The organism is Streptomyces sp. R28 (assembly GCF_041052385.1).
Lineage (GTDB): Bacteria > Actinomycetota > Actinomycetes > Streptomycetales > Streptomycetaceae > Streptomyces.
In genome coordinates this window covers 5,784,360-5,797,469 of record NZ_CP163439.1, presented here as the reverse complement: position 1 = coordinate 5,797,469, position 13,110 = coordinate 5,784,360, and the positions used below count along the sequence as shown (strand labels likewise).

The window sequence follows — 13,110 nt, the reverse complement described above, 5'->3', positions numbered from 1 at the left end:
GCGTCTCCCAGTACCGACTGAGTACTGACTGAGTCAGCGTACACAAAGTTGAGTCTATTCCACTCAAGGTGGCCGAGGGAGGCCTGCGGCAGCTAGGTTTCCGGACCATGGCCGCATACCCCCAGGATCCGGGCGCGCCGGACGCGCCGTACCTCACCTTCTGGCAGGAGAGGCACCTGTGCACGCTGACGACCCTGCGCCCGGACGGCACCCCGCATGTCGTACCCGTCGGAGTCACATACGACCCCGAGGCGCGACTTGCTCGGGTGATCACGAACAAGTCGAGCGCGAAGGTGGGCCACGTACTGGCTGCCGGCCCGGAGGGGGCACCTGTGGCGGTCTGCCAGGTGGACGGGGGGCGGTGGGCGACGTTGGAGGGGCTGGCGCGCGTCCGGACCGAGCGTGAGCGGGTCGCGGAGGCGGAGCGGCGGTACGCGCAGCGGTACGGGCGGACGCCGGGGCCGAATCCCGACCGGGTGGTGATCGAGATCGAGCTGCGGCGGGCGATGGGGCGGGGGTGACCGGGGTGGCTGTGGTGGCTGGATACCGGTCGCCCGGTTTCAGCCACCGTCGGAACAGGTGGATACGGGAAATGTCCCCCGAAAACTGCAGCGGCGTCACCGTGTTCAGGTCACGGTGACGCCGCTGCGGGGGGAAGCGCCTGAGCGATGTGTTACGACGGGGGAATCGCGTCAGGCACTGCGGGGGGTGGCTGAGATGGTCGTTTGGGCCGGGGCTTCCGGCTCCACCAGGTGGTGGTCGCGCTGATCAAGGTTGACGAAGATCATTCCGTACCGGATGGCACACCGCACAGGCTGCGGCGCCCCCCGAGGCCGCCGCAGACACCGGTAAGCCCGTACGTCCTCGTCGTCGTCCCGCGTGACGACGACCGGCTCACCGAAGACGGTCACCATCAACGAGTCACCGGGGTGGGGGATCGCGGTGACCAAGTCGATGAAGTGCCAGCCGGAGCGGTAGGCGGTGGCCATTTCTCTGCGGAAGGAGCGGTCGTCGGGTGGAGTCGTCATCGCGATCAGTCCCAGGAGGTGTCTTCAGCGTGCTCGCCACCGCCGGCTACCGCAGCCGAGCTGCTAACCGCCCGAACGTCACTCGTCTTGCCGACCAGGCCGCTCCCGACCCCGAAAACAACGACGGCGGAAAGAGCAGCGGCAAGAACCGAGCGAAGCATTCTCTTACGCATAGTCGGCTTCGTCCTCACTCGATGGTCTCCTCTTCCCCCGTCGAACAAGACGATGGCTTATTCAGGCACGTCATGGCCACACTATCGATGCATCATGTTCCTGCATGTTCAGGACCCTGGGGGGTGGAGAATTGGGCACAAACGGTATGCAAGCGGGACATCCCCATGCCATAACCGACCTGTGCGACGAAGGTAGTCGGCTCTACACCAGCGCGCTCCGCGCAGGCCGCATCGCCCGGGCTGACGTGGAGTGTGCCCCCTGCCTGATGGAGTTCGCCCTCCTACACCCGGATCCTGATGACGCGAACTGGCTGCGCCCCGTGCCGCCGTCGATAGCCCTGGCTCAGCATCTCTATCCCCTTGAGCGAGAGATCACGGAACGCAGGCGTCTGTCCGTTCAACTGGCCGATACTTTCGAGCCGTACATGGCCGCCAGCGCACAGAGCAACGCGGCCACCCACGGCATCACGGTGCTGGAGGGCCGGGACCGGATCAACGCGGCACTGAACCTGGCGACCTCCGAGTGTCAAACCGAGGTGCTCACGGTGCAGCCCGGCGGGCGCCGACGCGAGGGGAACCTCGTCAAAGGCCTGGACCGTGACAGGCCGCTGATCGAGAGGGGGGTCCGATTCCGCACGCTGTATCAACACACGGCGCGGCACAGCCCCGAGACTCTGGCATACGTGGAACAGATCTCCAACGGCAAGGTGGAGGTCCGCACCATCGATGAGCTCGTCGAACGCCTCATCATCTGCGACGAGACCGTGGCTTTCATCCCCATACGAGAAGACCGGCAGGTGGCTCTGGAGATCCGTCACCCCGGCTTGGTCCGCTACCTGGTCAAGGTCTTCGAGTTCATGTGGGCGCGCGCGGTGCCCCTCAAAGTCGGGACCCCGTATGAAACTGCCGCCGACGGCATCAGCGACGTCCAGCACTCCATCGCCAAACTCCTCATCGAGGGCCACGTCGACGAGGCGATAGCGCGCCGCCTGGGCATGAACGTACGCACCTGCCGGGCCCATATAGCCAAACTGGCAACCGCCCTGGGTAGCGGCAGTCGTGCCCAACTCGGCTATCTCATAGCCCAGTCGGGGATCCTGGACAACGATCACGCACCATCAGGAGGAGACAGCCACCCGTGACCGAAGCGCATACGCACGGCCCGGAGCAACTGTGCGAAGCAGGTACGAACCTGTACGCCCACGCTCTGCGTGAAGGCCGCGTACGTGTGAAGGATGCAGGCAACGCGCCGTGTCTCATTGATCTCGGGCTGCTGCAGCCCACGGTCGAGGACCTGGACTGGCTCGAACCGATCTCGCCCGCTGTGGCACTGCATCGGCTGCTGCGGGTGTCCGCGGAACGGATCGCGAACGAGCGACAGCGAGAGGAGCGCTTGGCGGAGACCTTCGCGGCCCTCATGCGGTTCGAGGAGCGGCGTACTCCGACCGTGGACAACCCGGCGATCAGGGTGATCACCAGGAAGCGGATCAACCCGACCATCACCGAGGCCATGGCCCATGCGTCAGAGGAAACGCTGTGCGTCCAGCCGAACGTTCGCTACAGCGATCCGGTGGCCCAGGCAGCCAGGGCCGTCGCGTTGGACCGAGACCAGGCCCTACTCGACCGCGGCGCCCGCATACGCACCCTCTACCAGCACACGCAGCGTCATTCCCCTGCCGTGATCGCCCGCTACGAACAGTTGCGAGGTGACGTCGAGGCTCGCACGCTCGACGAAGTCACCGATCGCCTGATCATCATCGACGGCACGGTTGCCTTCATCCCCGCCAACGAAGGCGGCACTCTCGCCCTGGAAGTCCGTCAGCCTGCTCTGATCACGTACTTGGTCACCGTCTTCGACCGCCTTTGGCGGCTGGCCACCCCCATGCACCCGCAATCGGCCCACCAATCCTCCCTCAACGGCATCACCGCCCCCCAACGGGCTATCGCGACCCTCCTCATCGAAGGCCACACCGACGCCGTCATAGCCGACCGCCTCGGCTTGAACGTCCGCACCGCCCGCGTCCACATCGCCAAACTCGCCGCCCCCCTCGGCAGCGACAGCCGCGCCCAACTCGGCTACCTCATCGCGGAGTCAGGAATCCTCAAGCAGGAGGAAGGCAGTCAGCGAGCATGACATTGCATCCTGAGCACCGCGCCGAAGACCTGTGCCCGGCAGGCACGCAACTGTACGAACAGGCCCTGCGTAAAGGCCGCATACATATCGAGGATTTAGCTCCCGCACCCTGTCTCGTCGACTGCGGACTCTTGCACCCCACCGTCGAGGACTCGAACTGGCTGGAGCCAGTCGCGCCCATCGTTGCCCTGCACGAGCTACTGCGCGCGTCAGAGGAACGGATCGCGAGCGAATGGCGACGTAAAGAGCGATTGGCGGGTACGTTCGCACCGCTCATGCGGATCAGCACGGGGCGCCCCGCGACCGCAGACACCTCGGCAAATAGGCTGCTCAGCAGTAGCCAGCAGATTAACCAGGCCATCTCACGAGCCATGGCCGAAGCGCAAGAAGCGCTCTCCGTGCAGCCCGTCACCCACAAGAGCCAGGTACATGAGGCGGCTCAACCCGTCTCGCTGGACCGCGATCAGGCCCTGCTCGATCGTGGTGGCCGCATCCGCACCCTCTACCAGCACACGCAACGCCACGTTCCGTTCGTCATCGCCCGCTACGAGCAGCTCAAGGGCGATGTCGAAGCCCGCACCCTCGACGAGGTCACCGACCGCCTCATCGTCATCGACAGGTCCGTCGCCTTCATCCCGGTCAGCAACACCCCCGCGGTCGCACTGGAGGTCCGCCATCCGGCTCTGATCGCCTTCTTCGTGACCACCTTCGAGCGGCTGTGGCGCCTGGCCACACCCATGTACCCCGAGGCTGTCCAGCCACCTTCTCTCAACGGTGTCACCCCTCGCCAACGCGCCATCGCGGCGCTCCTCGTTGAAGGCCACACCGACGCCGCCATCGCCGACCGCCTCGGCATGAACATCCGCACCGCCCGCGTCCACATCGCCAAACTCGCCGCCGCACTCGGAAGCGAAAGCCGCGCCCAACTCGGCTACCTCATCGGACAGTCGGGGATCCTTGATCAGGAAGGCTGAGTGACTGCGCCGTCGACGACGACCCGCCGCTCATCGGCCGGCGGGGGCCGTCCAGGCCCACCTGGGCTATGCGGACGCCCAGTTGCGTACGGCTCGCCGCCCCAAGCGTCTCCGAGAGCCGCGCGATGTGGGCACGGCATGTGCGGACACTTATGCCGAGCCGTTCCGCAATCACCGCGTCCTGGTGGCCCTCCGCCAGCAGGGCGGCGATGGACTGCTCGCGGTGGGAGATGCCCTCGATGCCGGTGTCGGGGAGAGGAGCCGTGAGGGGGATCGCCAGGCGCCAGAAACGTTCGAAGACCGTTCCCAAGTACTGGACCAGGGCCGGGTGGCGGAGTTCCAGCGCCACCGTGCGGTCCGCGTTCGCAGGGATGAAGGCGACCGTACGGTCGAAGACGATCAGCCGGTCGATCACCTCGTCCAGGGTGCGGGCCTCCACCGACTCACCCATCAACTCCAGGTAGTTGAGCAATCCATGACCGTGCCTGGCCACGTGCGTGTACAGGTCGCGCATCCGCACGCCTCGGCCCCGTAGCGCCAGCGCCCGGTGCAGCCCCTCCGTCAGCTCGTGCTCGGGACGGATGCCGCCGGGCTGCACGGTGAGCACCTCCGTCGCGCACGCCTGAGTCGCCTCGTCGAGGGCGGCCTGAATACGGGAGGGCCCGTCGAGCACCCGGATCGCCGTACCCTCCGCGCCGGACGCCTGCGCCGGCTGCGGACCCAGCCGGGTGTACCACTCGAACGCCGCCACCGCCGAGCCCATCCGCCGCTGGCTCGCGCTGACTTCGTCGTACACGCCGCGCAACAGCCGTGTCATGACCTCCTGCGGGGACGTCGGCACCAGCCAGTCCATGTCGTCCGGGTCCGGGTGCAGCAAGGCCAGTTCCAGCAGGCACGGCACCGCCTCGGCATCCTGACGCGGCACACGGCCCCGCCGTACGGCCCGGGAATACACGCGATCCCCGGCCTCGCACAGTCGGTCGGCACCGTGTGGATGCTCGTCCCTTCCGCGCTCGGCCATCTCCCACCCCCGGCTACCGTCCCTGCCGCACACGACCGGTACGCCCGCGCAGCACGCTCACAGCATTAACGGGCATCAGCCCATGCCTTCCGCAGCGCAACTATGCGCAGAGGGGCTTGCCGCCGCAACACGGCCCTGACCCACCTCCGCACAGGTTTCCCAACTTCACGAACCAGGGGCGGACCCAGATGCCAGGTTATGCACCTTTTATCCGCCCTCCGCTTCAGGCATGTTCAGCATCATGAGGCTACCTGTACGTGCGCATGCCATGCATGGTTGATCAAGCGGCAGCGAACAAAAGCCTTATGGGCATGCCGCACGCTTCTGCAACAAAGACACCGATAGGAGAATTCGGCACCATGAAGGCCCTCGGTAAGTCACTCATTCTTTCCGCCGCCGCTGCAGCCTTGGCCACTGGAGTCCTTGCTCCTGCTACGCCGACCAGCGCGGCAACGCCCCAGCCACCCAAGGAGCTGGGAAACGTCAAGGAATGGGGCATGGTCGAGATCAAGGTCGACCCGACCTCTCGGAAGTCCACGAGAGCCACCCAGGACGTAGGCGGTGGCAGCTGGACCTACGGCACTGAACTGACAGCCGACGGCAAGCGGTGCTACTCGTACTACTTCCACGGCTCAAAGTTGCACAACGCGACCGCGAAGATAGCCAACAGCAGCTACAAGGTTGGCGAGAAGGCCGGCAAGACGGCCAAGGCCAGCAAGACCTCAGGCGCTGGCTACACGTGCTACGCATACTGGGGAATCACTGAGACTGATTAACCCCTAGAGGCACTTCGGGCGTCACGCCCTCGACTGTCACTTCGGAGGACGACGCGCTCTGGGGTCGCGATGTCGAGCCTGGTTTGGCAATGCACGCTTCAGTCAGGAGTCCTGCCGCCAGGACTGGTGCGCGACGTTGCGGCCCTCGCCTCCCGCCCACCTCCGCAGCTCAAGAGAGAACGAGCGGTGGCTTGTGAGACAGTCACCCTCATAGTTTCACCAGAACCGCCCGGCGACAGTCTTGGGTTTCTGCCTATTGAAAGGACTCATCCGAGCCCCGTGTATCCTTCACGCTCCCTTTTCCTGGCGCCTGCAGCCGCGCTGATAGCCGGCGTGACACTCGGGGTTCTCGCCCCGCTCCTTGGAACGGTCAAAGTCTCTGTAATTAACGCGCTACACCTCGTCTTGGCGGCAGGTTGGGCTTGGGCCGCCCTGGCCTTCTGCATCGGCTTCGCATGCAAATCCAGGATCAGGTCCGCCGTCGTGGCCCCTTCTGCCCTCGCTGCGGGCGTGGTCGCCTACTATGTGACCAAACTTGTTCAAGGGGAGTACCGGGAATGGGTGAACCTGGATGACCCCTCGCAGGGGACGCACATCTACTGGGATGGATTCCTGTCGAAGACTCTATTCTGGGGTGCAGCAGCCGTAGTTCTCGGGCTACTCCTTGGGCTGGCTGGCAACTTGGGACGGAACACTGGCCTTCGTGGACTTGCCTTCCGGACGCTGATTCCGCTGATTGCCCTCGCGGAGACCTCGATGCGCCTCAATACCGAGGCCTCTTCGCAAGGGGCAGTTGCCAGCACGACATGGAATGTCACCCGACTCGTAGCGGTGGTCATCATCGTGGTCCTGGCCGGACAAGCGGTTTGGGCAAAGTCGAATCGCGCTATCCGGCCAACCCCACACTGACTGAGGCGACGTGCCCTACCGACGGCGGCGAGCGGAACACTCCGGTGATGAGGGAGTGCCTGAACTCGACGTGGCACGCTCTCCCCGGCCGACGACTCACCGCCCGGCGGACAGGCCCGTACTCCTGGACCGGAGCACGGGCTAACGCCTCATGGGGGCACCCCGACGCCGCCGCCGACGCAGCCGTGCTGGCCAGCGAGTTGTGCACGAACGCCCGCGACAGCGGCGCTCCGCTTCCCTGGACGTGCACAACCGCGCGACATCCCGGAAATCCCAGGGTGATCGCCGTGTTACACACCCCACTTAACGTCAGGCCATGGCGGACATATTTGACGCGTACGCGTTGGCCGACGCGTGGGACGAGATGTTTGAGCGGCCGGGTGAGGTCAGGACCGCCTATGAGCCGGTGCTGGCTGCACTTCAGCCGATCGAGCCGAGTGAACTGCGCTTCCGGGCCGACCAGATGGCCCGGGCGTTCACCGACAGGGGCGTGACGTACGCCTTCGCGGGCGAGGAGCGGCCCTGGCCGCTGGACCTCGTACCCAGGATCCTCGACGCGCTCGAATGGGATCTCATACAACGCGGGGTGAGTCAGCGGGTCAGAGCGCTGGAGGCGTACCTCGCCGACGCCTACGGGCCCGCCCGCGCCTTCGAGGACGGCGTCGTGCCCTGGCGGCTGCTGCTCAACTCCCCCCACTTCCACAGAGCGGCCCATGGGGTCGAGCCACCGGGCGGGGTTCGGATTCATGTCGCCGGGATCGACCTCGTACGCGACGAGGCCGGGGACTTCCGGGTGCTGGAAGACAACGTGCGTGTCCCCAGCGGGGTTTCGTACGTCATTGAGAACCGGCGGGCGATGACCCGGATCTTCCCCTCCCTCTTCGCCGAGCAGCATGTGCTGCCCGTCGACGGGTACGCCCAGCGGCTCCTCGCGGCACTGCGGGCCGCCGCGCCCGACGGGACCGCCGATCCGCGCGTCGTCGTCCTCACCCCGGGCCCCAGCAACGCCGCCTACTTCGAGCACGCCCTGCTGGCCCGGCTGATGGGTGTGCAGCTCGTCGAGGGGCACGACCTGGTGTGCCGCAACAACCGCGTGTGGATGCGGACGACGCGCGGCGAGGTGCCCGTCCACGTCGTATACCGACGCCTCGACGACGACTTCCTCGATCCTCTCCACTTCCGCCCCGACTCGGTGATCGGCTGCCCCGGCATCATGGGCGCGGCCATGGCGGGCACCGTCACACTCGCGAACGCCGTCGGGAACGGGATCGCCGACGACAAGCTCCTCTACACGTACGTCCCTGATCTCATCCGGTACTACCTCGGCGAGGAGCCGATCCTCCCGAACGTGGAGTCGTACCGGCCTGACGAGCCAGGGCAGTTGGATGCCGTCCTCGACCAGATCGAGCAGCTCGTCATCAAGCCCGTCGACGGCGCCGGCGGCCAGGGCATCGTCATCGGGCCCAAGGCCGACCGCGAGACGATAGAACGCACTCGCAAAGCCGTCATCGCCGACCCGCGCGGTTTCATCGCCCAGCGGCCCGTCGCCCTGTCCACCTCCCCCACCCTCGCGGGCGAGCGCATGGCACCGCGCCACATCGATCTGCGGCCCTTCGCCGTCAACGACGGCAACGATGTCTGGGTGCTGCCCGGCGGCCTCACGCGAGTCGCCCTCCAGGAGGGCAACCTCATCGTCAACTCCAGCCAGGGCGGCGGCTCCAAGGACACCTGGGTGCTGGCCGAGGGCCCGACGGAGACGCCCGTACCGCTGAGCGCCGGTGATCCACTCGCCGTCGCACCGCGTCAGCTCGGACCCGACGGCACCCCCGCCGTCGTACAGGAAGGGGCGCAGCAGCAGTGAACGACGTGATCCTCTCCCGTATCGCCGAGGCCCTGACCTGGACCGGCCGTTATGTCGAGCGCGCCGACGCCACGGGCCGCATCCTCGACGCCTATCTCCACCGCATGCTGGAGGACCCCTGGCGCGACGAGGACGTGGCCTGCCGGTCGTTGTACGCGATCCTCGGCATGGATGCCGGCGGTGCACCCGTGGACATGCAGCAGGTCCTCGACCAGCTGGCCTTCGACGCCCGCTCGACGGGCTCGATCGAGGGCGCCCTCGGCGCCGCCCGGCTGAACGCGCGCAGCGCCCGCGAGGCGGTGTCGTCGGAGATGTGGGAGTGCCTCAACTCCACCTGGCACGCCCTCGCCGACCAGCGGCTCGCGGCCCGGCGGACCGGCCCGTACGCGTATCTGGAGCTGGTGCGCAGGCGAGCGGCGCTGTTCTTCGGGCTGGCCGACTCCACCATGAGCCGGGACGACAGCTGGCGTTTCGTGGTGCTGGGCCGCAGCCTTGAGCGGGTGGACATGACCGTACGGCTGCTGTCGGTGCGGGTGCTGGACGCCGCGCACGCGCCCGACTGGACGACCCTGCTGAGCGCGTCCGGCGCGGACGAGGCGTACGCGCGCGTGTACGGCGGTTTCGGGGACACGCCACGGGTGGCCGAATTCCTGCTGCTGGACCGCGACTTCCCGCGCTCGGCGCTGCACGCGCTGACCACGGCGGAGGAGTGCCTCACGGCGCTCGGCCGTCCCCGCCAGGACCCGGCGCGCCGCCCGATCGGCCGGATGCGCACCCGCCTCGAATACCTGGACACACACACGCTGGAAGACCAACTGCCCCTGCTGCTGGAGGACTTGCGGCAGGCCTGCATGGCCTCGGCGGACGCGGTGGCCGACCGGTTCTTCCCGTACCAGGGGCCCGTCGAGTGGGCCCAGGAAGGAGCGTGAGATGACCGCCCAGGTAACTCGCCGTCTCCGTATCAAGCACACCACGCACGTCTCGTACGCCCAGCCGGCCGCGTCCTCGCACAACGAGGTCCGTATGACCCCGCTGACGCTGCCCGGCCAGACCACCCTGGACGCCCGGGTCACCGTCAGCCCGGCGGCCACCACCTGGGCGTACTGGGACTACTGGGGCACCCAGGTCACCGGCTTCGACCTGATGGACCCGCACGCCGACCTCACCATCACGGCCTCCAGCCTGGTGGAGACCCACCCGCCGGGCCCGCTCCCCGAGGCGCCCACGTGGCGGGTGCTGGCGGAGGAGGTGGCGTCCTCCCGTCTGCTGGAGTTCGCCGGCCCGACCTCCCGTACGACCGTCCCCGGCCCGCTCCTCGAAAAGGCGCGGGAAGCGGCGGCCGGTCTCGACCCGCACGAGACGGCGCTCGCGGTGTCGGCGCTGGTCGCCGACCGGGTGTCGTACCTTCCCGGCACCACGAGCGTGAACACGTCCGCCGCCGAGGCCTGGGAGCAGGGCGCGGGCGTCTGCCAGGACATCACCCACCTCACGATCGCGCTGCTGCGGGCGGTGGGCCTGCCCGCCCGCTACGTCTCCGGCTACCTCCACCCCGAGCGGGAGGCGGAGCTGCACCGGCCGGTCGCGGGGCAGAGCCACGCCTGGATCGAGTACTGGGCGGGCGACTGGTGCGGCTACGACCCCACCAACCGGACGCGGGCCGACGAGTCCCACGTCGTCGTCGGCCGCGGCCGCGACTACGACGACGTCACCCCGCACAAGGGCATCTACCGCGGCGTTCCCGGCGGGCCGCCGGAGGTGACGGTGGAGTTCACGCGGGTGGCGTGAACGAACCGGGCAGAGGCAGCGGCCGGGAGGGGGCTGGAGGTGTCGCGGCCCCCTCCCGGCCGTACGTGTCAGGGAATCAGGTCACCGATCGCATCACTGACCAGCATCCACATGGGCTGCGCGCCCGTGCCGAACGCGGCGGCGAGGGCGTAGCCCAGGGCGACGTCCGTGGGGTCCGGTCCGGTGTCCGACCCGGTTCCCAGCTCGGCTTCCGGCCCCGTTTCCGGTCGCCACTCGGCCGTCACTTCCCCGTCGCCCTCGGAGTAGAAGTCCGCCAATCGCCGCCCGTCCCGCAGGAATCGGCTCCCCGGCAACGAGTCGGGCACCAGCCGCCAGACGTGGCCCGCGTGCCGGACGTCGACCCGGAACGAACGCCGGGTCAGCCGGCCCTTGGCGGGGTGCACGGAGGCTTCCTCGCCGGCGACGGTGAGGGTGAGCCGACCGCCGTCCCGGGTTCCGACGGGGATGTGGTCGTCGGTCTCGGTACCGGCGGCCCGGCTCAGCACGATCCGCGGGACCGCCTCGCCCTCGACGACGACTTCGCCGCGCTCGGTGTCCAGACGGACGGTCAGCGGGCCGAACAGGCTGTCCTCGACGGGGGTTTGGGTGACGGTCATGCGGATGATCTTCGCAGGAGGGCCAGGCCGGTCAGGCGGCGGGAGCGGTGACCGCCCAGTCGCCCGCGGGTTCGGACTCGGTGCCGTCGGCCCGCACACCGGTCACCCAGTAGTAGGACGTGGTACCGCGCCGCGCGCCGGTGTCGAAGTACGAGAAGGCGGCGGCCGGGAGTTCGGCGATCTTCTCGTACGTCGCGGAGGCGGGGTTCCACCGGTAGACGCGGAAGCTCTCCGCGGGGTCGGCGGCCCCCTCCTCGCCCGCGCCGAGCCCGGACCACTCGAGCAGGTTGCCCTCGTCGCCCTCCGCGCCCGTGGCCGTCAGGCGCAGCGGTGAGCCCTCGGGCGTCGCCACGCTCGGCGTCATGTCGAGCTCGGTGGCCCGCACGGCCTGGACCGGATCGTCGCTCCACTTGTTGGCGGAGTTCCCCTCGTCGTCCACGGCGTCGACGAAGAAGCAGACCTCGTCGCCGTCCGGGAGCGTGGTGTACGCGTAGGACGTCTCGTCGGGGGAGACGTAGTCCACCAGGCTGCCGTAGCAGACCTGTTCGCCCTCGTCGCCGTACAGCTCGCCCCAGTGGATCGTGTAGTGCCGCAGATCCTGGGCGGGGCTCTTGTCCCAGTCCAGCTGGAATCCGTACTCGGTCGGGGTGACGCTCAGTCCGGTGACGAGCGGCGGCGGATCGTTGTCCCAGATCTTGCCCCGCCGGGGCTCGGTCCGGGCGGACTCGTTGCCCGCCGCGTCGACGGCCGACACCCGGTAGTAGTACACGGTGCTCTCGACGGCCGAGGTGTCCAGGTAGGAGAGCTGGTCCGTGCTCGCGACCTCGGCGTACGTGCCGTTCTCGCTCGCCGCCCGGTAGACGCGGTACGTCGCCGCGTCCACGACCTCGTCCCAGCCGACCAGCAGCCCGCCGGTGCCCCCGGTCGGGGTCACCTCGCCCGACGCCCTGGTGATGGTGGGCACGCCGGGCGCGACCCGGTCGACGGTGGTGACGGCCTGGTCCGCCGTACCGGCCGACTCGTTGCCGGCCTTGTCGTGGGCGCGGATCTCGTAGTAGTAGGTCGCGCCGGTCACCGGCAGGGTGCTGTCGGTGTAGGTGGTGGAGGTGGTCGCCGCGAGGGGCGTGCCGGGGAAGGCGGCGCCCTTGAGGCGGCGGTAGACGCGGTATCCCGCGAGATCCATCTCCGTGTTCTTCGCCCAGGTGAGCCTGGCCCTGCCGGTGGCGGTGTCGTACGCCACCGAAGTCCCGGTCGGGGCAAGGGGCCTGACCGTGTCGACGGACGCCGTGGTGCGGGGCGTGTAGCCGAACTTGACGTTGGCCGTGCCGGTCCAGTTGGCGAAGTCGACGCGCAGGGTGTGCTTGCCGGCGGGGATGGTGACGTTGACCGTCTTGGAGACCGTGGAGGAGACGTTCTTCCACAGGTCGATCTTGCGGGTGCCGTCGAGGTAGACGCGGATGCCGTCCTGGCCGGAGCCCGCGAAGGAGAAGGGGCCGCCGGAGCCGAAGTCCCGCGTCACGGTCCAGCGGACGGTGAAGTTGTCCTTCGGCAGTCCGGTGGCGGGAGCCCCGCTCCAGCTCTGGTCGATGGCGCTGTCGCAGTCCGTTTTCTTCGCGGTGCCCGAAAGGGTGGTATTCGCGAAGAACTGCCGCTTGAAGACGGGCGATGCGCAGGTCACGGCGGCGGATGCGGGGGTCGTCGCGAGCAGGGTGCCCGCGGCGGCGAGCACGACCGTCGTCGCGGCAGCGGCGGTCGCACGTCTGGCTGGGTTCATTCGATCCTCTGGTCGATTGCAGAACAGCGGTCAGAGAGCTGTCCTGATCACGACTCGC

At 68.1% G+C, this 13,110-nt stretch carries 13 protein-coding genes; 9 read left to right on the top strand and 4 right to left on the bottom strand.

Annotated elements, in window-relative coordinates:
* The first annotated feature begins 107 nt into the window (after positions 1-107).
* Positions 108-521, top strand: a complete 414-nt coding sequence (locus tag AB5J49_RS25870; protein ID WP_369171076.1) for a pyridoxamine 5'-phosphate oxidase family protein — start codon at positions 108-110, stop codon at positions 519-521.
* Positions 522-692: 171 nt separating this feature from the next.
* Here AB5J49_RS25870 and AB5J49_RS25865 read toward each other — a convergent pair whose 3' ends face one another.
* Positions 693-1,028, bottom strand: coding sequence for a hypothetical protein (locus AB5J49_RS25865; RefSeq protein WP_369171075.1), 336 nt, complete (start codon positions 1,026-1,028; stop codon positions 693-695).
* 277 nt (positions 1,029-1,305) lie between these two features.
* On the opposite strand from AB5J49_RS25865, the gene AB5J49_RS25860 reads away from it, so the two are divergent.
* From AB5J49_RS25860 to AB5J49_RS25850, 3 genes are read left to right on the top strand one after another with little or no spacing between them, the layout of a single operon-like run.
* Positions 1,306-2,343 carry a helix-turn-helix transcriptional regulator gene (locus AB5J49_RS25860; protein WP_369171073.1) on the top strand — a complete coding sequence of 346 codons (1,038 nt, stop codon included), beginning with the start codon at positions 1,306-1,308 and terminating at the stop codon, positions 2,341-2,343.
* Positions 2,340-3,335, top strand: a complete 996-nt coding sequence (locus AB5J49_RS25855) for a helix-turn-helix transcriptional regulator (RefSeq protein WP_369171071.1) — start codon at positions 2,340-2,342, stop codon at positions 3,333-3,335. Before AB5J49_RS25860 ends, AB5J49_RS25855 begins: the two co-directional genes overlap by 4 nt.
* On the top strand, positions 3,332-4,309 hold the full coding sequence (locus AB5J49_RS25850) for a LuxR C-terminal-related transcriptional regulator (RefSeq protein WP_369171070.1): 978 nt from the start codon (positions 3,332-3,334) through the stop codon (positions 4,307-4,309). The genes AB5J49_RS25855 and AB5J49_RS25850 overlap by 4 nt, the downstream gene beginning before the upstream one ends.
* Here AB5J49_RS25850 and AB5J49_RS25845 read toward each other — a convergent pair.
* Positions 4,272-5,330, bottom strand: a complete 1,059-nt coding sequence (locus AB5J49_RS25845; protein ID WP_369171068.1) for a LuxR C-terminal-related transcriptional regulator — start codon at positions 5,328-5,330, stop codon at positions 4,272-4,274. The two genes, AB5J49_RS25850 and AB5J49_RS25845, sit on opposite strands and share 38 nt — an antisense overlap.
* A gap of 359 nt (positions 5,331-5,689) precedes the next feature.
* On the opposite strand from AB5J49_RS25845, the gene AB5J49_RS25840 reads away from it, so the two are divergent.
* From AB5J49_RS25840 to AB5J49_RS25820, 5 genes are all read left to right on the top strand, one after another.
* The gene (locus tag AB5J49_RS25840) at positions 5,690-6,106 is read left to right on the top strand and encodes a lactococcin 972 family bacteriocin (RefSeq protein WP_369171066.1); all 417 of its coding nucleotides are present in this window, start codon (positions 5,690-5,692) and stop codon (positions 6,104-6,106) included.
* A gap of 510 nt (positions 6,107-6,616) precedes the next feature.
* Positions 6,617-7,015, top strand: a complete 399-nt coding sequence (locus tag AB5J49_RS25835; RefSeq protein ID WP_369171065.1) for a hypothetical protein — start codon at positions 6,617-6,619, stop codon at positions 7,013-7,015.
* 316 nt (positions 7,016-7,331) lie between these two features.
* The gene (locus AB5J49_RS25830) at positions 7,332-8,876 is read left to right on the top strand and encodes a circularly permuted type 2 ATP-grasp protein (protein ID WP_369171063.1); all 1,545 of its coding nucleotides are present in this window, start codon (positions 7,332-7,334) and stop codon (positions 8,874-8,876) included.
* The gene (locus AB5J49_RS25825; protein ID WP_369171061.1) at positions 8,873-9,805 is read left to right on the top strand and encodes an alpha-E domain-containing protein; all 933 of its coding nucleotides are present in this window, start codon (positions 8,873-8,875) and stop codon (positions 9,803-9,805) included. The genes AB5J49_RS25830 and AB5J49_RS25825 overlap by 4 nt, the downstream gene beginning before the upstream one ends.
* 1 nt (position 9,806) lies before the next feature.
* The gene (locus AB5J49_RS25820; protein ID WP_369171060.1) at positions 9,807-10,661 is read left to right on the top strand and encodes a transglutaminase domain-containing protein; all 855 of its coding nucleotides are present in this window, start codon (positions 9,807-9,809) and stop codon (positions 10,659-10,661) included.
* Positions 10,662-10,729: 68 nt separating this feature from the next.
* Here AB5J49_RS25820 and AB5J49_RS25815 read toward each other — a convergent pair whose 3' ends face one another.
* On the bottom strand, positions 10,730-11,278 hold the full coding sequence (locus AB5J49_RS25815; protein ID WP_369171059.1) for a hypothetical protein: 549 nt from the start codon (positions 11,276-11,278) through the stop codon (positions 10,730-10,732).
* A 31-nt stretch (positions 11,279-11,309) separates the two neighbouring features.
* Positions 11,310-13,052 (bottom strand): PA14 domain-containing protein, encoded by a 1,743-nt coding sequence (locus AB5J49_RS25810; RefSeq protein WP_369171058.1) that lies wholly within the window; start codon positions 13,050-13,052, stop codon positions 11,310-11,312.
* Positions 13,053-13,110 lie beyond the last annotated feature (58 nt).